The 24142-nt window shown below is 73.3% G+C and carries 23 protein-coding genes; 9 read left to right on the forward strand and 14 right to left on the reverse strand.

Annotated features, from left to right (window positions below):
- Position 1: 1 nt before the first annotated feature.
- Positions 2-700: a TetR/AcrR family transcriptional regulator gene (locus ADK67_RS36040; protein WP_053721038.1), complete on the reverse strand. Its 699-nt coding sequence runs from the start codon at positions 698-700 to the stop codon at positions 2-4.
- Positions 701-791: 91 nt separating this feature from the next.
- Here ADK67_RS36040 and ADK67_RS36045 point away from each other — a divergent pair, with 91 nt between their 5' ends.
- The 6 genes from ADK67_RS36045 to ADK67_RS36070 all read left to right on the forward strand — a co-directional run bounded on the left by ADK67_RS36045 (position 792) and on the right by ADK67_RS36070 (position 6683).
- Positions 792-1841 (forward strand): Kelch repeat-containing protein, encoded by a 1050-nt coding sequence (locus ADK67_RS36045; protein ID WP_053721039.1) that lies wholly within the window; start codon positions 792-794, stop codon positions 1839-1841.
- 236 nt (positions 1842-2077) lie between these two features.
- On the forward strand, positions 2078-2668 hold the full coding sequence (locus ADK67_RS36050; RefSeq protein WP_053721040.1) for an RNA polymerase sigma factor: 591 nt from the start codon (positions 2078-2080) through the stop codon (positions 2666-2668).
- Positions 2661-3794, forward strand: coding sequence for a CU044_5270 family protein (locus ADK67_RS36055; protein ID WP_053721041.1), 1134 nt, complete (start codon positions 2661-2663; stop codon positions 3792-3794). Before ADK67_RS36050 ends, ADK67_RS36055 begins: the two co-directional genes overlap by 8 nt.
- A 126-nt stretch (positions 3795-3920) precedes the next feature.
- Positions 3921-4427: a SigE family RNA polymerase sigma factor gene (locus ADK67_RS36060; RefSeq protein ID WP_053721042.1), complete on the forward strand. Its 507-nt coding sequence runs from the start codon at positions 3921-3923 to the stop codon at positions 4425-4427.
- Positions 4424-5659: a hypothetical protein gene (locus tag ADK67_RS36065; protein ID WP_157621189.1), complete on the forward strand. Its 1236-nt coding sequence runs from the start codon at positions 4424-4426 to the stop codon at positions 5657-5659. Before ADK67_RS36060 ends, ADK67_RS36065 begins: the two co-directional genes overlap by 4 nt.
- A gap of 178 nt (positions 5660-5837) precedes the next feature.
- Entirely contained in the window at positions 5838-6683 is an 846-nt protein-coding gene (locus tag ADK67_RS36070) for an SDR family oxidoreductase (protein WP_053721044.1), read from the forward strand.
- A gap of 9 nt (positions 6684-6692) precedes the next feature.
- Here ADK67_RS36070 and ADK67_RS36075 read toward each other — a convergent pair whose 3' ends face one another.
- From ADK67_RS36075 to ADK67_RS36130, 12 genes are all read right to left on the reverse strand, one after another.
- Positions 6693-7244, reverse strand: coding sequence for a GNAT family N-acetyltransferase (locus ADK67_RS36075; RefSeq protein ID WP_053721045.1), 552 nt, complete (start codon positions 7242-7244; stop codon positions 6693-6695).
- Positions 7241-8713, reverse strand: a complete 1473-nt coding sequence (locus ADK67_RS36080; protein ID WP_053721046.1) for an ABC transporter ATP-binding protein — start codon at positions 8711-8713, stop codon at positions 7241-7243. Before ADK67_RS36080 ends, ADK67_RS36075 begins: the two co-directional genes overlap by 4 nt.
- Complete coding sequence (locus tag ADK67_RS36085; RefSeq protein ID WP_231648512.1) at positions 8710-9480, reverse strand: ABC transporter permease; 771 nt, start codon at positions 9478-9480, stop codon at positions 8710-8712. The genes ADK67_RS36080 and ADK67_RS36085 overlap by 4 nt, the downstream gene beginning before the upstream one ends.
- Complete coding sequence (locus ADK67_RS36090; RefSeq protein ID WP_053721047.1) at positions 9477-10421, reverse strand: ABC transporter permease; 945 nt, start codon at positions 10419-10421, stop codon at positions 9477-9479. The genes ADK67_RS36085 and ADK67_RS36090 overlap by 4 nt, the downstream gene beginning before the upstream one ends.
- A complete protein-coding gene (locus ADK67_RS36095; RefSeq protein ID WP_053721048.1) occupies positions 10418-11953 on the reverse strand; it encodes an ABC transporter substrate-binding protein in 1536 nt (511 codons plus the stop codon). Before ADK67_RS36095 ends, ADK67_RS36090 begins: the two co-directional genes overlap by 4 nt.
- A 10-nt stretch (positions 11954-11963) precedes the next feature.
- On the reverse strand, positions 11964-12746 hold the full coding sequence (locus ADK67_RS36100) for a class I SAM-dependent methyltransferase (protein WP_053721049.1): 783 nt from the start codon (positions 12744-12746) through the stop codon (positions 11964-11966).
- A complete protein-coding gene (locus tag ADK67_RS36105; protein ID WP_053721050.1) occupies positions 12743-13924 on the reverse strand; it encodes an MFS transporter in 1182 nt (393 codons plus the stop codon). The genes ADK67_RS36100 and ADK67_RS36105 overlap by 4 nt, the downstream gene beginning before the upstream one ends.
- Positions 13921-15117 (reverse strand): dipeptide epimerase, encoded by a 1197-nt coding sequence (locus tag ADK67_RS36110; RefSeq protein WP_063797846.1) that lies wholly within the window; start codon positions 15115-15117, stop codon positions 13921-13923. Before ADK67_RS36110 ends, ADK67_RS36105 begins: the two co-directional genes overlap by 4 nt.
- Positions 15114-16172 (reverse strand): PLP-dependent cysteine synthase family protein, encoded by a 1059-nt coding sequence (locus tag ADK67_RS36115; RefSeq protein ID WP_053721051.1) that lies wholly within the window; start codon positions 16170-16172, stop codon positions 15114-15116. Before ADK67_RS36115 ends, ADK67_RS36110 begins: the two co-directional genes overlap by 4 nt.
- The gene (locus ADK67_RS36120) at positions 16169-17005 is read right to left on the reverse strand and encodes a Rossmann-like domain-containing protein (RefSeq protein WP_053721052.1); all 837 of its coding nucleotides are present in this window, start codon (positions 17003-17005) and stop codon (positions 16169-16171) included. The genes ADK67_RS36115 and ADK67_RS36120 overlap by 4 nt, the downstream gene beginning before the upstream one ends.
- Positions 17006-17210: 205 nt before the next feature.
- A complete protein-coding gene (locus ADK67_RS36125) occupies positions 17211-18467 on the reverse strand; it encodes an ATP-grasp domain-containing protein (protein WP_053721053.1) in 1257 nt (418 codons plus the stop codon).
- A 142-nt stretch (positions 18468-18609) separates the two neighbouring features.
- Positions 18610-19140 carry a CGNR zinc finger domain-containing protein gene (locus tag ADK67_RS36130; RefSeq protein WP_053721054.1) on the reverse strand — a complete coding sequence of 177 codons (531 nt, stop codon included), beginning with the start codon at positions 19138-19140 and terminating at the stop codon, positions 18610-18612.
- A 39-nt stretch (positions 19141-19179) separates the two neighbouring features.
- Here ADK67_RS36130 and ADK67_RS36135 point away from each other — a divergent pair, with 39 nt between their 5' ends.
- A complete protein-coding gene (locus ADK67_RS36135; protein WP_082404294.1) occupies positions 19180-20169 on the forward strand; it encodes an EamA family transporter in 990 nt (329 codons plus the stop codon).
- Here ADK67_RS36135 and ADK67_RS36140 read toward each other — a convergent pair.
- On the reverse strand, positions 20166-21455 hold the full coding sequence (locus ADK67_RS36140) for an acyl-CoA dehydrogenase family protein (protein ID WP_231648513.1): 1290 nt from the start codon (positions 21453-21455) through the stop codon (positions 20166-20168). The genes ADK67_RS36135 and ADK67_RS36140 overlap by 4 nt on opposite strands.
- A 569-nt stretch (positions 21456-22024) precedes the next feature.
- On the opposite strand from ADK67_RS36140, the gene ADK67_RS36145 reads away from it, so the two are divergent.
- Entirely contained in the window at positions 22025-23251 is a 1227-nt protein-coding gene (locus tag ADK67_RS36145; protein ID WP_053721055.1) for an amino acid ABC transporter substrate-binding protein, read from the forward strand.
- A gap of 6 nt (positions 23252-23257) precedes the next feature.
- The gene (locus ADK67_RS36150) at positions 23258-24136 is read left to right on the forward strand and encodes a branched-chain amino acid ABC transporter permease (RefSeq protein ID WP_231648514.1); all 879 of its coding nucleotides are present in this window, start codon (positions 23258-23260) and stop codon (positions 24134-24136) included.
- The last annotated feature ends 6 nt before the right edge of the window (positions 24137-24142 follow it).

Consider the following 24142-nt stretch of genomic DNA (forward strand, 5'->3'; position numbering starts at 1 on the left):
CTCAGGCCTTGGCCCGGGCGAGCTTGGCCAGCAGTTCCAGGAGGATGCCCCGCTCGCCGGGGGTGAGCGGGGCATCCGGGGTCTGCGCCACGAGCGCGACCAGCTTCTCCGCCTCGGCGGGCAGGCCACCGTGGTCCGCGTCCGGCCGGGTGATCAGCACCGCGTCGAACGCGGCCTCGCGGTTGCGCTCGGACAGCCCCTCGGCGCCCGGCGCGTCCGGGTTGCCGATCAGCAGGATCGTCGTGCCGACGGTGGCGGCGTGGACGGTCTGCACGGCCTGGTCCACCGTGACGCGCAGCAGGCCCGCCTCGGCGATCCGCTCGACGATCCGGCGGAGGATCCGCTCGCCCTCCAGCGCCGCCGGGTGCTGCCCGGTCCGCACGCCGCCGTACATCAGCCCGTAGAACGCGGGGTTGCGCAGCCCGAACTCGACGTGCCCGTTCCAGCCGCGGCGGAGGTCGGCCACCGGGTCGGCGGACGGGCGACGCCTGCGCTTCTCCGCGAGGTAGCGCTCGAACCCGTCGGCGACCACGGCGTCGAGCAGGCCGCGCTTGTCGCCGAAGTAGTGGTAGACGGTCGGCGGCGTGACGCCTGCGGCGGCGCACACGTCCCGGATCGACGTGCCCTCGATGCCGACCTCGCCGACCAGGGCCGCCGCCGCCGCCAGGATGCGCTCCCGCGCCTGCTGCCCGTCACTCATGTAACCGCACTATACCGGTGCTTGTCACCGTTATAGAAGGCGTCTAACGTCGCTATAGAGGCGATGTAACGACGTGCAAGCGGAGGTTGCGATGCGACGATGGACCGCCCTGGCCGCGGGCGTGGCGCTGGTGGCCGCCCCGACGGCCCACGCCCACCCCGAACACGGGACGCCCGGCGGCACGCCACCGGCGGCCGTCTACGGCGACGGCTGGAAACCCTTGGCGCCGATCGCCGGCGGGCCGCGGCAGGAGCACAGCGTCGCGGCGCTCGACGGCAGGGTCTACGTCATCGGCGGCGTCGTCCCGAACGCCGGCGGCGGGGTCGTCACCACGGACCAGGTCGAGGTCTACGACCCGCGGACGGATCGCTGGTCGGAGGCGGCGCCCCTGCCGGTGGCGATGAACCACCCGAACGTGGCGGCGGTGGGCGGTCGGCTCTACGTCGTCGGGGGGCTGTCCGGCGGCACGTCGTGGCGGGCGTTGCGCGACAGCTTCGTCTACGACCCGCGGACGGACCGGTGGACCGCGCTGCCGCCGATGCCCGCCGGGACCGAGCGCGGCAGCGCCGCCATGGGCGTGCGGGGGACGAAGATCTACCTCGCCGGTGGCATGCGGACGTTGACGCCAGGGCCGGGCGGGTTGCAGGACACCGTCGACGCGGTGTCGTCCTACGACGTCGTGACCGGTCGCTGGGAGTCGTTGCCCAGCCTGCCCGAGGCACGCGACCACGTGGGCGGCGCGATCCTCGGGTCGACGTTCTACGTGCTCGGCGGACGCGACCGGGGCCAGGCGAACGTCCGGGACACCGTGTACGCGCTCGACCTGCGCACCCGCCGCTGGACCGGGCGGGCCCCGATGCCGACCGCCCGGGGCGGCATCGCGACCGCCGTCGTCGGCCACCGGATCCACGCGTTCGGCGGCGAGGGCAACCACGCGCCCGGCGCGAACGGCGTCTTCGCCGAGCACGAGGTGTACGACCCGGCCCGCGACCGCTGGGAGCGCCTGGCCCCGATGCCGGTCCCGCGCCACGGCACGGCCGCCGTCGCGGTGGGCGGCACGATCCACCTCCCCGGCGGAGGCGTCACGGGCGGCGCGGGTCCGGTGGCCGTGAACGACGCCTACCGCCCCGGCTCCCGCTGACCTGGAACGGCTGACGTTCCCTTGACCGACGATCCGGCCGACCCCACCGGTGTTCGGCGACACCGTTCCGCCTGGTCGAGCCAGTGCGTTCGACCCCCGCACATCGAACGCCCCCGAGCGCGGCCCGCGCCACCACCACCCGCCCGCGCCGTCGCCGGCCGACCGTAAAGTCACGGCCACTCCCACAGCGCCGTGAACGCGGCGGCGCGCTGCGGGCAACACCTGGTGTGAGGATCATGACCGAGCACGCCGGCGGCGGGGCTGCCGACGCCGACGACCGGCCGGACCTGTCCGGACCGCACCCGTCGCGGCTCTTCGGGCAGCTGTTCGACCGGCACTCCCGGCCGCTGCACCGCTACCTGGCGCGCCGGGTCGGCGACCTGGCCGACGACCTGGTCGGCGAGACGTTCCTGATCGCGTTCCAGACCCGCGCCGGCTACGACCCCGGCCGCGGCACGGCGCGTTCCTGGCTCTACGGCATCGCCACGAACCTGCTGCGCAGACACGTGCGGCAGGAGGTGCGCGGGTTGCGCGCGGCGGCACGGGCGGCCGGGTCGGCGGCGGGCGCGGAGGGCCACGAGAACCGGGTGGCCGACCAGGTCGACGCCTCGGCGCGGGCCCGGCTGCTGGCCGGCGCGCTGGTCGAGCTGGACACCGGCGACCGGGACGTGCTGCTGCTGACCAGTTGGGCCGGGCTGGACTCGAACGAGGTCGCCGAGGCGCTCGGCATCCCCGTCGGCACGGTCCGCTCCCGCCTGCACCGCGTGCGGCGGCGGCTGCGGTCGCACGCGTCGACCACCGAACACACGAGGAGCGGCGATGAGTGACGACAACATCCGCCGCGTCTGGACCGAGGACGAGCTGGACTCCGCGCTGGACGCCTTGCACGCCGACGTCCGCGCGGACGAGCCGGTGCTCGCCAGGACCAGGGCGGCGCTGATCGCGACCATCGAGCAGGGGGAGCCGGAAGTGACCACGACGCAGGAGCACCGACCTCGCCGGTCGACCAGGCGGTGGCTGGCCGGTGCGGCGGTCGTCGTCCTGCTGGTCGCCGGCGCGCTGATCGCGCAGACCGTGTCGTTCGGCCCTCCCGCGCCGGCGACCGCCGAGGCCGTGCGCACGCTCGACCGCGCGGCGGCCCAGTCGGTCGGCGCGGTGGACGAGCCCGTCGGGCCCGGCCAGTACCGCTACGTCGCCACGCACGCCTGGTGGATGGGCACCTCCTCGGTGGAGGGGAAGGTCTTCGCCCGGCTCACGGAGCACCTGCTGGAGACGTGGGCGCCCGCGGACCCGCGCGACGAGTGGATGCTGCGCCGGGACGTCACCGGCAACGAGCAGTGGGTCCTCGGCACCAAGGAGGAGGCCGAGGCGGCCGGCGTGGCCGGCCGGCGCGATGGTCAGCGCGGCGGCCAGCCCGGCGGCCGGCCCGGCGGCCAGGGCGGCGGCCAGCCCGAGGGGGAGTGGCGGGCGATGTGCGGCGACTTCTTCGGCGAGTCGAAGTGCGAGGACCCCGGTTCCTGGCAGAACCCGACCGCCGAGTGGCAGGCGGGCCTGCCGACCGACCCGGACGCGTTGTTCGCGCGGTTGCGGGCCGACGCGCCGGTCAACGACACAGGTGACGCCGCGCTGTTCGCCTACGCCGCCGACGCGTTGCGCAGCGGGCTGGTCGGCAAGGACGTGCGTGCCGCCCTCTACCAGGCGCTGACCAGGATCGACGGCCTGGAGGTGACCGAGGAGCGGGCCAACCTGGGCGGTCGCGTCGGCATCGCGCTGGGCGTCGACGACGGCGAGCGGCGCCGGGAGATCATCATCGACCCGGAGACGGGCCGGTTCATCGGCGAGCGGCTGGTCGCCACCGACGACGTGGCGGACTTCGAGGCCGGGACCGTGCTGGAGTTCACCGCCGTGACCACGGGGGTCGTGGACGCCATGGGGGTGCGGCCCGCCGGCTGATCAGGCGGTTCGAAGGGCCCGTGCGCTCGGGGGCGCGCGGGCCCTTCGCCGTGGTCACGCAAAGTTACGGGCAACGGGGTGCGTGCGGACGCCGTATAGGAGGTGACCGAGTGGAGGAGGTGTCACGTGCACGATCGGGACCGCGAGTTCCGGGCGTACTTCGAGGCACGGGCGGCCGTCGTGCGGCGGACCGCTTTCTTGTTGTGCGGCGATTGGCACCGGGCCGAAGACCTGGCGCAGACCGTGCTGGCCAAGGTCTACGTGCACTGGGGGCGGTTGGACCGGGACGGACGGGTCGACGCGTACGTGCGCAAGGTGTTGGTGCGGGCCGTGATCGACGAGTCGCGGTGGCGGGGGCGGCGACCGGAGACGGTGGTCGAGGCGGTGCCGGAGGTGGCCGCGGCGTCGACGGGGGTCGAGGAGGCCATGGACGTGCGGCGGGCGTTGGCCGCGCTGCCGCCGCGGCAGCGTGCCGCGGTCGTGCTGCGGTACTGGGAGGACCTGCCGGTCGCGGAGACGGCGGCGGCGCTCGGCTGTAGCGAGGGAACGGTGAAGAGCCAGGTGGCCAAGGGGTTGGGCGCCCTGCGCCGTGCGCTGGCGACCAAGCGGACCGTGCTGTGGGAGGGCTCGTGAGCGACGAGGTGCGGGACATGATCAGGTCGGCGTTGGCGGACGAGCCCGCGTTGGGCCTGGAGTTCGAGCAGGTCGTCGAGGACGGGCGCAAGCGGCGGGCACGTCGGCGGCTCGGCGCGCTGACCGCCGCGGCGGTGGGTGTCGTCGCGGTGGTCGCGGTCGCGGTGAGCGGGACGTTCGCGCCGACCTCGGCCCCGCCCGCCGGGATGCTGTCCACGTCGCCGACGACCGTGACGTCGTCCGTCGCGGCAACGCCCGGCTGTGTCACGGAGTCGATGACCGGGGGTTTCCCCGACCTGCCGCGCGGCACGGCGACACCGGCGGAGCTGGCCGAGTCGGGTCGGCTCACCGAGGCGTTCCGGCAGTTCCCGCTGCCGCTGCCCGCGGGGGTCGAGGCGACGCCCCTGCGGTTGTGCGCCATCGACGGCAGCTGGGGCGGCGACTTCCGGCTCACCGGCGACCGGTCGGTCTTCGTCTACGTCCGACCGCTCGGCGGCCAGCCGCCCGCCGGGTGCGTCCTGTACACGCCGGAGACGCGGTGCTCGGCCAAGGTGCTGCCGGACGGTTCGACGGCACGGGTCACCGTGGAGCCGGGTGCGGAGGCGACGCTGGTCAGCGCCGACGTGTGGCGTGCCGACGGCACGTACGTGCGCGTCACGGAGACCGGCGGCAGGGGCTCGGTGACCAGGGTCCTCGACGACGACCAGCTGACCGCCATCGCCGCCGCGCCGCAGCTGAAGGTGCAGGTGGCGGGCGGCCCGGTGCCTCCCGCCCCGTCGGACCAGCGCGCGGCCCAGCTGGGCTCGGTGCTGGCTGCCGTCATCCCGCCCGGTCTGAAGGTCGAGCGGACACCCGCCGACGAGGCGCTGATGTTCCGCGTCCGGCAGGGCGGCTACCGCGCCCTCGCGAACCTGACCGACTCGGCGGGCACCGGCTGGGTGATGGTGAACCTGGAGAAGCCCGGCGCCGGCGAGGTGGACTGCGGCGGTCGTGCGACGTGTCGCCTGGTCGACCTGTCGGGTGGCCGCAAGGCGGCGCTGGACACCGTCGTGGAGGGCGGCGTGACCCGGCTGTCGCTGAACGCGAAGGCGGCGGACGGCACGTGGATCAGCGTCCAGACCTCCAACGTCGCGGACACCGGCGGCGCGTCCGACGCCCCGACCCGGCCGAACCCGCCGCTGGCGGAGGCGGACCTGGTCCGGATCGCGGAGCTGCCGCACCTGCACTGGTGATCGTGGGTGCGGGCGCGTCGTCCGAGGGGTCGATCGCGCCCGCACCACCGATCCGGCCAGTGCCGGTCATGGCACCAGCGTCGAATTCGGTTCGACCGCGTTCGAGGCCCTGACGGCGAGCCGCGTCCCGCCCGGGGTGGGAGACTCGGCGTGATCAGGGGAGAGGGGACCACGCCGCATGCCTTCGATCGCCGTCACGGGCGCCACCGGCCACCTCGGTGGACGTGTCGCCCGCCGCCTCGCGGACGCCGGGCACGCCCAGGTGCTGCTCGTCCGCGACCCGTCCCGCGCGCCGGACCTGCCCGGGGCCACCGTGGCCAAGGCCGGGTTCGCCGACCACGACGCCGTGCGCCGAGCCCTCGACGGCATCCCGACCGTCCTGATGGTCTCGGCTTCCGAATCGGTGGACCGCGTGGACCAGCACCGCGCTTTCATCGACGCCGCGGCCGCCGCGGGTGTCGCCCACCTCGTCTACATCTCGTTCGCGGGCGCCGCGCCGGACGCCACCTTCACGCTCGCGCGCGACCACTGGGCCACCGAACGGCACATCGAGGCCAGCGGCCTCGCCTTCACGTTCCTGCGCGACAACCTCTACGCCGACTTCCTGCCCGGCATGGTCGGAACGGACGACGTGCTGCGCGGCCCCGCCGGCGACGGTCGGGTGGCCACCGTGGCGCAGGACGACATCGCGGACGCCGCCACCGCCGTGCTCACCGACCCGCAGGCCCACGCCGGCCGCACGTACGACCTCACCGGCCCCCAGGCCCTGACGTTGCACGAAGTCGCCCGAGTGCTGTCCGAAGCCACCGGCCGGACGATCACCTACCACCCCGAGACCGTCGAAGAGGCCTACCGCTCACGCGCGGGGTACGGCGCGCCCGACTGGCAGGTCGACGCCTGGGTCTCCACCTACACCGCCATCGCGAACGGCGAGCTGTCCGAGGTGAGCGACGCCGTGCCCACCCTCACCGGCCACCCCGCCACGTCGTTGGCGGACCTGCTCCGCCGACGACGTGACGGGTGACCTGATATCTCAGCGTGCCAACGGGATCTCGAAGTGGACGGTCTGGAAGCTAATCGGGTCGCCGTCACGCGCGTCGTGCACCTCCTCGGCCACGGAACGCCAGAACGGCTCGGCCCCCGCGATCCTGGTGTCGGTGTGCAGGTACAGCCGTTCGTAGCCCGGCGTGCCCGCGACGAACTCCGTGGCCATCGCGACCAACGCCCGCGCCAACCCCGAGCGCCGGTGGTCCGGCCGCACGTACACGCGGAACAACTGCGCCGTGCTGCCGTCCGGGTAGCGCTCGGCCAGCCACGCGGGGTGCGGCGGGCTGGCCGGAGCCGTGGCGCGGACCCCGGTGGTCGCCACCACCTCGTCCCCCTTGACCGCGACGAACAACGCGTGCCGCTCGGGCCGCAGGTACGCGCCGTCGAGGTCGACCACGTCACGGTGCCACTCGGGCCGGTAGCCGTAGCCGAACTCCTGGTAGAACGTGTCCAGCATGACGCTGCGCGCGCCGTCCACATCGGTGGGCGAAGCCAGGCGGACCTCGTAGGGCCCTACTTCGCGGTGGTACACGGTCATGTCTTCCTCTCCTCTGTTCCTTCCATGGAGCGGCCCAGCAGGCCGATGGTCACCGGATGGGTGGGGGAGCCAAGGACGTCGCCCGCCGGCCCTTGTTCGACGACGTGCCCCTGGTGCAGCACGGCGACGCGGTCCGCGAGCCGCGCGACGACGGCCAAGTCGTGGCTGATCAGCACGACGGTGCAGGTCAGCGCGGCGAGCTGGTCGAGCAGGCTCGCCTGGGTCAGGGTGTCGAGACCGGACGTGATCTCGTCGCACACCAGCACGTCCGGCCGGGCCAGCAGGGCACGCGCCAACGCCGCCCGCTGCAGTTCGCCGCCGGACAGCGCGGCGGGCCGGCGGGTCACGGTCGCCTCGTCCAGCCCGACGGCCGCGAGTTCCGCCAACGCCGCCGAACGCGCGTCGGCGACGCCTCCGAGCCGCACGGCGGTCCGGCCGACCTGGTCCAGCACCGTCCGGTAGGCGTCGAACGACGCGCGAGCGTCCTGGAACACGTACTGCACGGCCGCCAACTGGGCCCGTGAACGGCGGCGCAACGACCGGGGCAGCAGGCGACCGTCGAGCAGCACGTCACCGGTGAACCCGGCGTGCAGCCCGGCGAGGCACCTGGCCAGCGTGGTCTTGCCGCTACCCGACCGCCCCACGACGGCGAGGCACTCACCCGCGCCCACCCGCACGGCCACGTCGTGCAGCACCGTCGTGGCGCGGTGGCGGGCCGTCACCGCACGCGTCTCCAGCCGGGCGGGCGCGACCGGCCGTTCGGCGGACACCGTGACCCGGGGTTGTGCCGCGACCAGCGCGGCGGTGTAGGCCGACCGCGGCCGGTCGAGCACGTCGGCCATCGGGCCCGCCTCCACCACCTGACCGGCCCTCAGCACGACGACCTCGTCCGCCAACGCGCGCACCACGTCCAGGTCGTGCGTGAGCAGCACCAACGCCACCCCCTGCGCCACGACCGACGACAGCTCGTCCACGACCTCCGCCCGCGTGATCGGGTCCTGCCCGGTGGTGGGCTCGTCCGCGACGAGCACCGCCGGGTCGCCGATCAGCGCCTGCGCCAGCACCACCCGCTGCTGCTGGCCGCCGGACAACTCGTGCGGGTACCGGCGCAGCAGCTCCACCGGCACCCGTGCCCGGCGCAACGCGGACGTGATCAGCGCGTCGCGGTCGCCGGCGTGCAGCGCGGCGATCTCCCGGAACACGCCACCGAGCCGCCGCACCGGGTTCAGCGCCGCCGACGGCTGCTGCGGCACGAACCCGACCCGGCCGGTCACCGTGATCCGCCCGCTCACCGTCACACCCGGCGCGTGCTCGCCGAGCAGCGCCAGTCCCGTGGTGGTCTTGCCGCTGCCGGACGCGCCGACCAGTGCCACCACCTGCCCGGCGGACAGCGCGAAGCTGACGCCGTCGACCAGCGTGTGCGACCCGGCGACCGCGCGCAGGCCCTCCACGTGCACCACCGGCGTCACGTCCGCGCCTCCGCCTTCAGCGCCCGGTCGAACACCAGGTTCAGGCCGACCGACAACGCCACGATCAGCAACGCGGGCACGACCACCGCCCACGGCTGGAGGAACAGCCCCACCCGGTTGCGGTCGACCATGACGGCCCAGTCGGCGGCGTCCGGCGCGACACCCACGCCCAGGAAGCTGGCCGACGCGACCAGGTACAGCGCGCCCGTCAGCCGCACGCCCAGGTCGGCAGCCAACGTCCGGAGCATCGACCGTCCCGTGTAGACGATGGACGTCCGCCACCACGTCTCGCCCTGCAACCGCATCGCCTCCAGCGCCGGACGTCCGGCGATCTCCAGCGCGGCGGCCCGCGAGATCCGCGCCACGTCGGGGAAGTTGACCAGCGCCACCACCGCGACGAGCACCGTCAGCCCCGGCCCGGCGATGGCGGCCACCAGGATCAGCACCAGCAACGACGGCACCGCGAGCAGCAGGTCCAGTGGCCGCATCAGCACCTCGTCCACGATCCGCAGGCGGGTCATCGCGGCGACCACGCCCCACGGCACGCCGAGGAAGTACGAGAACACCGTCGCCAGCACCGCCACGAGCACCACCGTCTGGCCGCCCGCGAGCACCTGGTGCCACACGTCCCGGCCCACGAAGTCCGTGCCCAGCGACGAGTTCTCCACGAACGGCGCGCCGCGGGTCAGCTCGTCCGGCACGAACCACGGCCCCACCAGCGCCAGCGCCAACGGCACCAGCACCAGCAGCCACCCGACGCCCCTCACGCGATCGCCACCGATCGCGGCGCGAGCCGGAACACGAGCAGGTCCGCGACCAGGTTCACCACCACCGTGGTCACCGCGAACACCACCGCCAGGCCCTGCACCACCGGCAGGTCGCGGCCCGCGACCGCGTCCACCAGGACGGTGCCGAGACCGGGGATGACGAACACCGCCTCGACCACGATCACGCCGCCGAGCAGCCAGTCGGTGGTCCGCGCCACCTGCTGCACGGCGGGCGCCAGCGCGGTCGGCAACGCGTGCGCGAACCGGATCCGCGTCACCCCGATGCCCAGCCGCCGCGCGTGCCGGACGTGGTCGGACGCCAGCGCGTCGATCATCCCGGCCCGCACGAGCCTGCTGATCGAGCACAACGGCCGCGCGACCAGCACCACCAGCGGCAGCACCAGCACGGCGGGCTGCCCGAGCAGGTCGGCGCCCACCGCCGTGGGCGGCAGCCACCGCAACTGCACCCCGAACAACGCGATCAGCACCACGGCCAGCGCGAACTCCGGGATCGAGTGCAGACCCACGGTCACCGTCGTGACCACCCGGTCCAGCGGACCGCCCTCGCGCAACGCCGCCAGCACGCCCAGCAGCACCGACAACGGGATCAGCAGCACCAGGGCGAGCACCGCCAGCACGAGCGTCGGACCCAGCCCGTCGTGCAGGAACTCGGCCACCGGCCGCCCGGAGATCAGCGACACGCCGAAGTCGCCCCGCGCCAACCCCCCGACCCACTCGCCGAACCGTTCGAGCGGCGGCCGGTCCAGCCCCATCGCGGCCCGGATCTGCTCGATCCGCTGCGGATCCGGGTTGTCGCCGGCCAACGCCACCGCCGCGTCCCCCGGCAGCGCCTGCACCAGCAGGAACACCACCGTGACGACGGCGAGCACCTGGACCAGGCCGATGGCCAGCCGGCGGGCCGCGTACCGGCGCAAGCTCATCCCAGCCACACCTGGTCGAACCGCGCCCAGTCGAGCGTGTTCGCGGGCGCGGTGGAGATGCCGCCGACGTTGGGCGCGGCGCCGACGATCCAGTCCGCGAAGCCCCACATCAGGTAGCCGCCCTCGGCGTGCAGGGACCGCTGCAGCTCGCGGTACACCTCGCCGCGCTGCTTGTCGTCCACAGTGGACACGGCCTTGTCGTACAGCGCGTCGAACTCGGGACGGGCCCACTTGGTCACGTTGGTGCCCGAACCGGTCAGCAGCCGTTGCGCGATGTGCGTCTCGATGGGCATCGCACCGGACCGGAAGCTCGACATGGAGCCGTTCTTGAGCGTGTCGGCCCAGTAGCTGTCCTTGTTGCCGGTGACCACCTCGACGGTCAGCCCCGAGCCCTTGACCTGGTCGGCGAACACCGTGGCGGCCTCGACCATGCCGGCCGCGGCGGTGGACGTGTCCAGCTTGACCGTGAGGCCCTCGGCGCCGGCGCGGCGGATCAGGAACTTCGCCTTGTCCAGGTCGCGGGTGCGCTGTGGGATGTCGTCGGCGTAGTGCTGGTAGCCCTTGCCGAACAGGTCGTTGCCCACCTGCCCGGAGCCCGCCAGCACCGACTCGACCAGCTGCGGCCGGTCGGCCAGCAGGAACATCGCCTCGCGCAGGTCCCGGTTGTCGAACGGCGGCCGGTCCAGCTTCATCGCGAACGCCTGCACGGCGCTGTTGGGCGCGCGGTGGATCGCCATCCGGTCGCCGGCCGCGTGGCCGCGCGCGGTGGTCGGGGTGAGGTCGTGCGCGTACTCGACCTGGCCGCCGAGCAGCGCGTTCGCCCGCGCCGACTCCTCGTTGGCGATCACGAACTCCAGCTCGTCGAGGTGCGGCGCGCCCTCCCAGTACCCGTCGTGCCGCTTGAGCAGCACCGACTTGCCCGGCTCGAACGACACGAAGCGGAACGGACCGGAGCCGACCGGCGCGGTGAAGTCCTCCGTGCCGGCGGGCACGATGTAGGCGCCGAACGCCGCCAGCACGTTCGGGAATTCCACGAACGGCCGCTTCAACGCGAACTCGACCGTCCGCTCGTCCACCGCGCGGCTGTTCGGCAGGTCGATCAACGCGAGGCTCGACTTGGCCCGGAACGCGCGGGCGGGGTCGAGGATGCGGGCGTAGCTGGCCAGCACGTCGTCCGCGCGCACCGGCTTCCCGTCGTGGAACGTGGCCTGCCGCAGGGTGATCCGCCAGCGGGTCAGGGTGGCGTCCGGTTCCCACTTCTCGGCGAGTCTGGGCTGGGCGGAGACGTCCGGGCCGAGGTCGGCGAGCTTGTCGTACAGCGCCTTGGACCGGGCGGCCTCCACGAACAGGTTCGCCAGGTGCGGGTCCAGCACCTCCTTCGCCCCGCCGCCCGCGAACGCGGCGCGCAGCCGGCCGCCGGTGCGCGGGGTGGACGCGGAGGTGACCGGTTCGGCGGTGCCGCAGCCGGCGAGGGCGGCGATCGAGAGGCCGGCGGTGAGGCCGAGGAAACCGCGGCGGTTGAGGGGGTGCATGGCGTTCCTTTCAGTGGCGCAGGCGCGCGACGAGGTGCAGGCGGTCGCCGGACAGGGCTTCGCCGAGGTCGGCGTCGGCGGTCCACGGCTCGTCCGTCCGCGGGCCCGGCGAGTCGAACAGGGCGAGCACGTCGAACCCGGCGTGGTCGAGGAAGTGCCGCAGCTCCTGCGGGAACAGCAGCCGCCACGCCGAGCGCTGCACGAGCGGCTGCGCGCCGGGCCACCACCACTCGCGTCGGCGGCGCAGCAGTTGGCCGGCGTGGTCGATCCAGAGCCTGGTGTGCGAGGTGTAGGAGACGCCTTCCCAGGTGACCGTGCGGGTGCGGACGCCGTCGAGCAGCTCGGTGTTGCCGAGGAAGAACGCGCCGTTGCGCATCTCCGCCACCAGCACGCCGCCCGGTTCGAGGTGGTCGCGGCAGCGGCGCAGGAACTCGTCCAGGTCGGCGTTCGTGTGGCAGTAGAGCAGGGCGCTGTCCAGGCACGTGATCACGTCGAAGCGCCGGCCCAGCGCGAACGACCGCATGTCGCCGAGCACGAACTCGACCGCCGGGTGGTGCGTGCGGGCGTACTGGACCATGCGCTCGGAGCTGTCCAGCCCGACCACGTCGTGGCCGAGGCTCGCCAGGTGCCCGGCGTCGCGGCCGGTGCCGCAGCCGACGTCGAGCAGGGACCGGCCGCCGCCGAACCTGGTCACGACGTCGTGCGTGAACCGGGCGGCGACGTGGTCGGGATCGGGGAACTGGTGCTCGTAGAGCGCGGGGTTGTCGGTCAGCAGGTTCTCGCCGAGCTTCATCGGGCCACCTCTCGTTCCACGGTGAGCACGCCACGTCGGTGCAGCCAGGCCACGGCCGCCGCGCACCCGAGCCCGATGCCCGCGCACAGCAGCGACGCCACCGGCGCCGACCGGCCGAACACCCAGCCGATCGCCGCGTTGCCCAGCGCCGCGGCGAGGCCGGAGACCAGGTAGAACACGCCGAAGTAGGTGCCCGCCAAGCCGGTCCGGCCGAACGCCGGGATCAGCTCGTAGACGAACGGGTGCGCGATCATCACGCCGACCGACAACAGCAGCGCGGTGACCAGCACGGGCGTGATGCCGCCGAGCGGGCCGACGTGGCTCACCGCCGTGGCGACGAACCCGAGCCCCATCACCGCGAGCCCGAGCGCGATGGCCCGACCGCGCGCGAACCGGTCCAGCGCCCGGGTGATGCGCACCTGGAACAGCAGGGTGGCGATCGTGGACACCAGGAACAGCGCCGCGACGGCGAACGCCGAGCCGGACAGCCGCCGCGCCTCCAGCGGCAGCACCAGGTACAGCTGGTTCTGCAGCACGAACATGCCGGTGAGCGCCCCGGTGAACGCCAGGAACCGCCGGTCGGTCAGGCACTCGCGCCAGTCGTCGAGCACCGTGCCTTGGTGCGGCGCCGCCGGCCGGTCGGGCAGCACGACGGCCTGCGCGACCGTGAGCGCGGCGAAGATCCCGGCCGCCACCAGTGCGGCGATCCGGAAGTCCCACAGCATCAGCAGGCCGCCGAGCAGCGGCCCGGCCAGCGCGCCCGCCTGCCCGTAGGCGTTGAACAGCGCGAACGCGCCCGCCCGGTCCTCGGACTCCTCGGCGATGTACGCGCGCACGGCCGGGTTGAACAACGCGCCGGCCAGTCCACTGAGGACGGAGGCGGCCAGCAGCACCGCCACCGACTCGCCCGCCGCGAACAAGCCGAACCCGACGGCCCGGACCGCGCAGCCCGCGACGATGACGCGCCGCGGCCCGAGCCGGTCGGACGCCGAGCCGCCGAACAGGAACAGCCCTTGCTGGCTCAACGTCCGCACGCCGAGCACGGTGCCGATGGCCGCGACCGACAGGCCGAGGTCGCCCAGGTGCGTGGCCAGGTAGGGGATCAGCAGGTAGAAGCCGGTGTTGACGCCGAACTGGTTGACCAGCAGCAGGCGCACGGACCACGGGAAGCGCCTCATCGGCGCACGACCGGGTCGAACGTGGCCGGCCCAGCGGTGGTGGGCCCAGCGGTGCGTTCGGTGGTGGGCCCAGCGGTGGTGGACCGGGTGGTGGGCTCAGCGGTGGTGGTGGGCTCGGCGGTCGTAGGTTCGGCGGTGGTGGGCTGAGTGGTAGTGGGCCCATTGGTGGGTTTGGCAGTAGCGGGTTCCGCGTTGGCCGGCGTCACGCCGAGACCGGGTGCGCCGGTCAGGCGGAGGGTGCCGTCCTCGCCACCGATGCCGGTCCACGGGTCGTCCGCCAGCAGCAGGTGGCCGTCCAGGTCCACCCACCGGGCGTGGCCGGTCAGGTGCACGGCCGGCGCGATGCCGAGCGAGCTGGCCACCAGGCAGCCGAGCATCACGTCCAGCCCGCACGCCCGCGCGACGTCGATGATCTCGCGGGCCGCGGTGATGCCGCCGCACTTGGCCAGCTTGACGTTCACCCCGTCGACCAGGCCCGCGAGCGCCCGCACGTCGGCGACGGTGGCGGCGTCCTCGTCCGCGATCAACGGCACCGCGCACCGCTCGCGCAGCCACGCCAGCTCGTCCCACCGGCCGGGCGGGAGCGGCTGTTCGAGCGCGTCGACACCCGTGAGCCGGTCGACCACCCGCACGGCCTCCTCGGCGGTCCAGCCGCCGTTCGGGTCGAGGATGAGGCGGGCGTCGGGCGCGGCGGCCCGCACGGCGGTGACCCGGGCGACGTCGTCCTCCGCGCCGACCTTGACCTTCAGCACGGTGAACCCGCGCGCGGCCAGCGCTTCGGCCTCGACGGCGGCGTCGCGCGCCGAGCCGATGCCGATCGTGTAGGCCGTCGGCACGTCCGTCCACTGTGGAACGCCGAGCGACACGTGCACCGGCACCCCGGCGCGCAACGCGGCCAGGTCGTGCAGCGCGGCGTCCACGGCGGCGAGCACACCCGGCGGCAGCTCGGGCAGGCGTTCCCGGAGTTCCGCGGGGTCAGCGCAGTCGGCGACGACCGGGGCCAGGTCCCGCAGCAGCCCGGTGATCCGCTCCACGTCCAGCCCGTAGTACTGGCTGGTCACGACCTCGCCGTGGCCGCGGATCCCGTCCCACTCGAGGACCACGCGCACGGCGTCACGACGCGCCATCACCGACCGCGAGATGCGCAACGGCGACCGCAGCTCCAGCCCGTACACCGCCCAGTCGAGCCTCACGCCGGCACCCCGACAGCCTTGGGCGCGTAGACGGTCCGGCACCGGGCCCAGCTGGTGACCTCGATCCCGTCGGTGTCGGCGATCTCGACCGGCCGGTCCTCCGGCGTCCCCAGCAGGCCCCGTGACCGGCAGAAGTCGTCGTCGAAGATGGTGCCGAGGTAGCGGTGCGGGCCGTCGGGGAAGATCGTCACCACGGTCGCGCCCGGCTCGACGCGCGCCACCCACGCCGACACCAGGGCGACCGCGCCGGTGCTCCAGCCGCCGGTGACGAAGCAGTCCCGCGCCAGGCGGCGGCACGCGTCCACCACCTCGACCGGGCCGAGCCAGTGCACCTCGTCGAACTCCTCGTAGGCGACGTTGCGCGGGTGGATGCTGCTGCCGAGCCCGCGCATGACCCGTTGCCGAGCGGGCTGGCCGAAGATGGTCGAGCCGACCGTGTCCACGCCGATCAGCCGCACGTCCGGCCAGTACCGGCGCAGGGCCGTGACGACGCCCGCGCTGTGCCCGCCCGTGCCGACGCTGCACACCAGCACGTCCGCGTGGTCGAGCTGGGCCGCCAGTTCCCGCGCCAGCCCCGCGTACCCGGCGGGGTTGTCCGGGTTGTTGTACTGGTCGGGCCAGTACGCGCCGGGCAGCCCCCGCAGCACGTCGTGCAGCCGGTCCAGCCTGGCCTGCTGCCAGCCGCCGGTCGGGTGCGGTCGGTCCACGACCTCCAGCCGCGCGCCGTGCGCACGCAGCAACGCGCGCATCGACGGCTCCAGCTCGTGGTCGACCACCAGCACCACCGGGTGCCCCAGCGCCTGGCCGGCGAACGCCAGCCCGAGGCCGAGCGTGCCGCTGGTCGACTCGACGACCACCGCGCCGGGGCGCAGCTCGCCGCGCTCCCGTGCGGCTAACAGCATCGCGACCGCCGAACGGGCCTTCATGCCGCCCGCGCTCAGGCACTCCAGCTTCGCCCAGAACCCGCCGTGCCGGTGGGGCAGCGGCGTGTCGATGCGGGCGACCGGGGTGTTGCCGAGCAGGTCGAACAGGTGGGGGTTGCGCCGCACGGTCACCGGACCCGTCCCGGGGCGCGGTAGTGGTGCAGCGTGGTCGGGCCGCCGTGCAGCCAGAAGAACGGGTACGGCTCCGCGGACACCGCCGTGACGCCCGAGCCGAGGAACCACGGCACGATCGCGCTCGCGGTCTGGGCGAACACCACCAGCGGCCGGTCATCGGCCACGGCCGCGCGCAGCAGCGGTTCGAAGCTGCCGTTGCCGACCGTCATGCCGGAGGCCAGCACCAGGTCGCAGTCGGCGACGGCGGCGAGCGCGTCGGTGACGATCGGCTCGCCCCACTCGGTGCGGCCGCCCTTGAGGTCGCACGGCACGTACTCGAGGCCGCGGGCGCGCAGGTGGTGCAGCAGCGAGTTCACCACGCCGACGACCAGGACCCGTTGGCCGGGCACGGCGTCGAGCAGGTCGACCACCGCCGACGCGCGGGCCATCGACTTGGCCAGGGAGTCGCCGGCGCCGATCACGACGTGCCGCGCGGCGGCGAGGTGGTGGGGGTGGGCGTGCATGAGGTACGCGTCCAGCACCGCCGTGCGGATCGCGGTGTCCGGGTGGGCGAGCAGGTCGGCGACCGTCTCGCCGACGCACTCGGTCACGGTCGCGTCGTCCGCGCCCTCGGGCTCGACCGCGCACGAGCCGACCGCGTCACCGACCCGGACGCTGATCACCGTGTTGCGGTACACCTGGTCACGCGACACGTGCCGCGCGCCCTGCCTGGTGGTGAACGCGACGCTGACCCGGGACTCGGTGGGGTCCGGCCCCAACGCACCCGCCCGTGCCAGCGCGATCAGCTCGGTGACGCCCGACAGGGGCCGCCGGTCGGCCTGCGCGGTCACGCGACGCCTCCCGGCGTTCGGCCTGCCCGCGCGGTGGGGCGGTGTCCGGCCGGTTCCCGCATGCCGGAGGTGTCGGCGGCCCGGTTTGCCGGCGCGGTAGGGCGGTGTCCGGCCGCGTGCCGGGTGTCGGCGGGCCGGTTTGCCCGCGCGGTGGGGCGGTGTTCGGCCGCAGGAGGGGTGTCGGCGGCTCGTTCGGCGTGCGCGGTCACGCGGTGGTCTCCGCGTAGCGGACGTCCAGGGTGCCGACGACGCGCTCGGCGCGGGTGCGGGCGTCGGTGTCCGGGGAGGTGACCATGACGTGCCCGAGGTAGCTGTTGTTGCTGGTCGGTTCGCCGGCGCGGTGTCCGGCCGACTTCGCCGCCCAGTCGACCACCTCCGGGTTCGCGGCCAAGGCCTCGACGCCGTCGATCCCCGCCACCACGCCCGCGCGGGGCGGCAGCAGGAACGAGACGGCCGCGCTGCGCACACCGGTCTCCCGTGCCCGCAGGTCCGGTTGGCGGCCGACGGCGAGGTCGGCGAACACCGAGGGCAGGTCGATGCCGGTCACCCGGCGGACCAGCTCGGTGATCCGGTTGCCCGCCGGGCGCGGGTTGACCTCGATCAGCCGGGGGCCGTCGGCGGTCAGCTTGACCTCGGTGTGCGCCACCGCGTGGTCGAGGCCCAGCGCGTCGATCGCGCTCACGGCGGTGTCCACGGCCGCGTCCCGGTCGGCGTCGCTCAGCGCGGCCGGGAACATGTGGCCGCTCTCCACGAACCACGGCCGCCCGGCCAGGCTCTTGTCGGTCACCCCGATCACGTACGTCGTGCCGGCCGCGGTCACCGTCTCGACGCTCACCTCGGGGCCCACCAGCAGCTCCTCCAGCAGCACGGTCGGCACCCGCTCCTGCCCTCGGGCGTTGACCGGGAACGCCTCCAGCGCCAGGTACGCCTCGCGGAGCGCGGCCTCGTCGCGCACCTCGCGCACGTGCATCCCCGCGCACAGGTCGACCGGCTTGACCACCAGCGGGTAGCCCAGCTCGGCGGCGGCCTTCGCGGTCGCGGACCACTCCTGGGTCAGCGCGAACCGCGGTCCCGGCACGCCTGCCGCCGAAGTGGTCGTGCGGGTGAGGTCCTTGCGGTAGGCGCGTTCGACGGCCTTCGGGTCCGCGCCGGGCAGGCCGAGGTGCGCGGCCACGGCGGCGACGGTGGAGAGGTAGTAGTCGCAGGAGGAGATCACGCCGTCGAACGCCAGCACGCCGTGCACGCGTTCCACATAGGACAGCAGCGACGGCACGTCGTTGGTCTCGGCGGTGAGCACGTTGTCCGCGGTCAGCAACGGGTGCGGGTGCGCGGGCGCGGAGCGCAGGTAGTGCTGGAGGTCGCGGGTGAGGAAGGTGAACCGGTGGCCGGACTCGTGGATCGCCCGTGGCAGCAACGAACTCATCGCGCCGACCCAGCTCTCGATCATCAACAAGTGCGCCACGCGTGCTCCTCCGGAGGGGGCGTCGGACCGGGACTGAGGAATGGTAATCATTATCAGTCCGGTGGCGAGGCCGCCAATCGAGTGATGTGGCTCACTGATGTCGGATCGGGTGTGCCCTCCGCGGTCGAAGTGTGAGAAGGGTTCAGTTCTTGCGGGCGCGGTAGGCCGCGACGGCGATCCGGTTGCCGCACGCCGTGCTGCAGTAGCGGCGCGAGCGGTTGCGGGACAGGTCGAGCACGAGCCCGTCGCACGTGTCGTCCGCGCAGACGGCGAGGCGGCTCAGCTCGTCGGCGCGGATCACGTCGACCATCGCCATGGCCGTCTCCACCGCGATCCGGTCCGCGAGCGGCGTCGCGGGGTCGGTGGCGTGCAGGTGGTAGTCGAAACCGTCGTGCCGCACGAGCTGCGGCACGGCGTGGTGCGCGGCCAGGATGTCGTTCACGATCACGGCGGCGGTGTCGCGGTCGCTGGTCAGGAGCCGGCGCAGCGGGCCGCGCAGCGCGCGGACGGCCTCCAGCTCGGCCGCGTCGTGCGCGCGCGAACCGGTGTAGCCGTGCTCGGCGTAGAACGCGTCCAGCTGCGCCTGGTCGGTCATCGTGTCCGGCTCCTCGGCCGAGTTCACCAAGGCGACCGCGGCGACCAGCGACGCCGTCGTGTCATGGGTGAAAAGCATGTTGACAGATTACTCCTGAGGTCCATAGCGTCATGAGTCATGGCGACGATGACACATGACGTGCGGGTGGGCGGGCTGCGGGCCGGGTTGGGCTTCGCGCTGCTGTCGGCGTCGTCCTTCGGGTTGTCCGGGCCGCTGGCGCGCGGCCTGATGGACGCGGGCTGGTCGTCGGCCGCCGCGGTCGCGGTGCGGGTGCTGCTGGCCGCCGCGGTGCTGGCGCCGATCGCGGTCGTGCAGCTGCGCGGCCGGTGGGGCCTGCTGCGCCGCACCGCGCCGCTGATCACCGCTTACGGGCTGGTCGCGGTGGCGGGCTGCCAGTTGGCGTTCTTCAACGCCGTCGCGCACATGGAGGTCGGGGTCGCGCTGCTGGTCGAGTACACCGCGCCGGTGGCCGTCGTCGGCTGGTTGTGGCTGCGGCACGGTCAGCGGCCCACCCGGCTGACGGTGCTCGGCGGCGTGCTGGGCCTGGCCGGGCTGTTGCTGGTGCTCGACGTCGTGTCCGGCGCGCAGGTCAGCGTCGTGGGCGTGCTGTGGGCGTTGGGCGCGATGGTGGGCGCGGCGGTGTACTTCGTGCTGAACGCGCGTGACGCCGACGGGCTGCCGGGAACCGTGCTGGCCGCGGGCGGGTTGCTGCTGGGCGGTGTCGTGCTGGTGCTGGCGGGCGCGGTCGGGATCGTCCCGTTCGCGGTGTCGGCCGCGCCGGTCGCGTTCGACGGGTTCACCGTGGCGTGGTGGCTGCCGGCGCTCGCGCTCGGCGTGGTGACGGCGGCGCTCGCGTACGTCACCGGCATCGCCGCGACCAGGCGGCTCGGCTCGCGGCTGGCGTCGTTCGTGGCGTTGACCGAGGTCGTGCTGGCGCTGGTGTTCGCGTGGCTGCTGCTCGGCGAGGCGCCGGGCCTGATCCAGCTGGCCGGCGGCGTGCTGATCCTCGGTGGCGTGGTGGCCGTGAAGCTGGGCGAGCCGCGCCGCGTCAAGCCCGGGCTCCTCCGGGACGGTCGGGACGTCCCGGAAGAGCCCGGCCTCGGCTAGCGCGACGTGGCGACCGCGGGTTCCCCGGTCGGGAGGTTCGCCGGCTCGCCCGCCACGAGCGTCACCCGGTCCAGCCCCGCGCTGCTCGCGCGCAGCTTGTCGGACAGCCGGGCGGACCACTGGTCCCGGTAGGTGCCCAGGGCCACCTCGGCCAGCCGCAGCCGCTGGATGTCCGAGGTGCCGGCGGGGGAGTAGATGTGGTTGGCGTCGCGCAGCAGGCGCTCGACGGTGCGGCCGGGGTCCAGCCCGTACGCCGCGTGCACCTCCATCGCGGTGCGCGCGGAGTCCAAAGAGGACTCGACGTTGAGCAGCTTGGCGCTGATCAAGTCCGCGTCGCACGGGATGCCCTGGTCGAGCAGGTGCGCGGCGTGGTACGCGGCCAGCCGCGCGGTCATCAGCTGGGACTGCAGCTGGCCCAGCTTCTGCTTCACGGTGGGCAGGTCGGACAGCGGCTTGCCGTAACGCCGGTGGCTGCTCGCGAACTCGACCGTCTGCTCCACGATCGCGCGGTGGATGCCGAGCGACACGGCGGTCAGGTTGGGCCGCCCGTACAGGACGCTGGACGAGTAGGCGACGGCGAGGCCGTCCCCCTCGGCGCCCAGCAGGTTCCTCGCCGGGACGCGGCAGTCCTCGAAGACCAGCTCGCCGAAGCTGAAGCCGTGCAGGCCCATGGCGGGCCGGTGCGGCGCCAGCGAGAAGCCCGGCGCGGTCGCCTCCACCAGGAACGCGGACAGGCCGCTCGAGCCGGGCCCGGTGCGGACCACCACGCCGTGCAGGTCGCCGACGTGGCTGTTGCCGACGAACACCTTGCGCCCGTTGAGGACGTACTCGTCGCCCACCCGTTCGGCGGTGGCGGCCATGCCGAGCACGTGCCCGCCCGCCTCCGGTTCGGTCACCGCGATGGTGGGCAGACATCGGCCGTCGCTCACCCGCGGCAGCCAGTGCCGCTTCTGCTCCTCGTCGCCGAAGTGCACGATCTTCGCGACGCCCAGCTGGGACGCCTGCACCATGGCGCCCATCGCGCCGCTGACGCGTGACAGCTCCTCGATGATGATGGTCTTGGCCAGGTGGCCCAGACCCATTCCGCCGTACCTCGGCTCGACGGTGACACCGAGCCAGCCCTGCCGCGCGATCAGCCGGGACAGCTCGACGTGGACGGCTCGGGACTCCTCCATGCCGGCCACCTCCGGCGCGACCTCCGCCTCGGCGAACGCGCGCACCTCGGCGCGCAGCCGCTCGTGCTGCGGAGTGGTGAAGTAGCTGGTCGTCCGGGCGGCGAGGCTCACTGGTATTCCCCCATGTTGTATTCCGCCGGTTTTCGGCAGCACGGACTTCCGGTGCGACGTGCGGCCTGGCGTGATTTCGCGCCCATCACACACGCGGTCCAGTACGTCGGCAATACCGGTGTGGCAGGGCGCTTCGGGCTTCCGCCAATACCTCTCGGTGGGCACGTGAAAAGCGTGTGAGAACCACCGATCTTGATCGACACAGTCCGTGATCGAGACAGCGTTACCATTGCATCACTCCTGGTCACAACCTCGGCCGCGGACGCCCTCAAGGCTGCGGAATTGCGAGCGGAACCCTGAAGTCGATCACGATGTGCGATGCCTAATGCGGTGACGGTGGGTAACAGTCTATGGCCGGGTGTCATTGCCGTTGAGTTCTGATTACGTGCCCACGGGTATTGCTGCATTCGGCGACATTGTGAGGGTTGCTCACGAAAAGTGCGGTCGGTGGCCGACCGGCAATTCGGATGATTACGGGTCGCGTGGAATAATTTCGGGTCCTTGTCACGCCACCGTGGGCTTCCTATGCTCGGAAAGCGCTTACCTCATCCCTCGACGACGGGTGGACGATGGACATCGCTCACGGGCTCCGGATCGGCGCCCTCGGCGCGACCGTGGCGCTGCTGGTCTCCGGGTGCTTCGGCGGCAGGCCCGCCGAAGGCGGCGCGGGCGGTGACGGGCCGATCCGTGTCGGCGTCTCGTTGCCCCTGACCGGCGACTTCTCCGAACCGGGCAAGGGCGTGCAGCGCGGCTACGAGGCCTGGGCGAAGCACGTCTACGAGAACGGCGGGCTCCTCGGCCGCCAGGTCGAGCTGATCGTCCTGGACGACCAGTCCAACGCCGACCGCGTGGCCGCCGACTACGAGAAGCTGATCAACTCCGACGGCGTCGACCTCGTCTTCGGCCCGTTCTCCACCCGCCTGGTCATCCCGGCCGCGCAGGTGGCGCGCGACTACGGTTTCCTGTTCGTGGAACCGGCGGGCGCCGCGCGCGAGGTGTTCGAGCAGGGCTTCGACAACCTGTTCTACGCCGCGCCCGCCATCGCCCAGGACCACTACGACCACCTCGCCGAGGCGATCACCGCGATGCCCGAGGCCACCCGGCCGAAAACGGCGGCGTACGCGGCGATGGACGACCCGTTCGCCCAGGGCACGGCCAACGGGCTCAAGGAGAAGCTGGCCGCGGCGGGCATCCGCACCGTGGTGGACGAGGTGTACCCGCCCAACACCACCGACTTCGGCTCGATCGCCGCCAAGATCGCCGACTCGCGCGCGGACGTCGTGGTCGGCGGCACGCAGTACCAGGACGCGGTGAACCTCATCGTGGCCCTGCGGCAGCTGAACTACCAGCCGAAGCTGGCCGCCTTCTCCACCGCGCCGACCAACCCCGAGTTCCCCAAGGCGATCGGCGCGCAGACCGAGGGCATCCTCTCGCCGACCGGCTACACGCCCGAGGCGGACTACCCGTCCAACAAGGAGTTCGTGGACTTCTACGCCCGTGAGCACGGCGCCGCGCCCACCGAGGACGAGGCCAACGCCTGGACCACCGGCCAGGTCGTCGCCGCCGCCGTCACGGCCGCGGGCTGCGCCGACCCGTCGAAGGAGTGCCAGCGCAAGATGATCGACTGGCTGCACGCCAACGAGGTGCGCACGGTCGTCGGCCCGCTGCGGTGGGACTCGGCGGGCCGGCCGCAGGGCGCGCACCTGATCCAGCAGTACGTGGGCGGCGAGATCCGCATCGTGCTGCCCGCCGAGGCGAAGGAAGCCGAGCTGGTCTACCCGAAACCCGCGTGGTGAGGCCGGGTGTCCCTCGTCTTCCAGAGCCTCGTGCTCGGCGTGCTCATGGGCGGCCTGTACGCCCTGCTGGCCGCCGGTCTGACCCTCTACTTCGGCGTGATGCGCGTGGTGATGATCGCGCACGCCGCGTTCCTGGTGCTGGCCGCGTACCTGGCGTGGGCGTTCACCGTGGGCACCGGGCTGGACCCGATGCTGTCGCTGGTGGTCACGGTGCCGTTGTTCTTCGCGGTGGGCGTGGGCGTGCAGCGGCTGCTGGTCGCCAGGCTGCGGCCGGCCACGATGACGATGATGTCGGTGCTGCTCACGTTCGCGGTGGCGTTGGCGGTGGAAGGCGCGCTCGGGCTCGTGTTCACCGGCACGCACCGCCGCCTGCCGCTGTCCTACGCGGGCGCGCGGCTGGAGCTGTTCGGCGCGAGCGTGGCGCTGGTCAAGCTGATCGCGTTCGGGCTGGCCGTGGTGACGTTGGCGGGCCTGCACGTGCTGCTCAAGGTCACCCGGTTCGGCCAGGCGCTGCGGGCCACCATGCAGCACCGCGAGGCGGCCCGGCTGCTGGGCGTGGACACGGACCGGGTCGCCGGGTACGGCTTCGGGCTCGGCCTGGCCACGGCCGCCGTCGGCGGGACCGCGCTGGCGCTGGACGCCACGATCTACCCGTCGCTGCACTGGGCCTGGATCGGGCCGCTGATGGCGATCATCGTCGTCGGCGGGCTCGGCAGCGTCGGCGGTGCGGCCATCGCGGCGCTGCTGCTCGGCGTCGGGCAGAACCTGCTGCAACTGCCGCTGGGCACCACGTGGGCGCAGACGTTCTTCTACGCCGCGCTGTTCGTGACGCTGATCCTGCGTCCGCAGGGGTTCTTCGGAGGCCGCCTTGCGCAGCGGTTCTGAGGTTCT

The organism is Saccharothrix sp. NRRL B-16348, assembly GCF_001280085.1.
GTDB lineage: Bacteria > Actinomycetota > Actinomycetes > Mycobacteriales > Pseudonocardiaceae > Actinosynnema.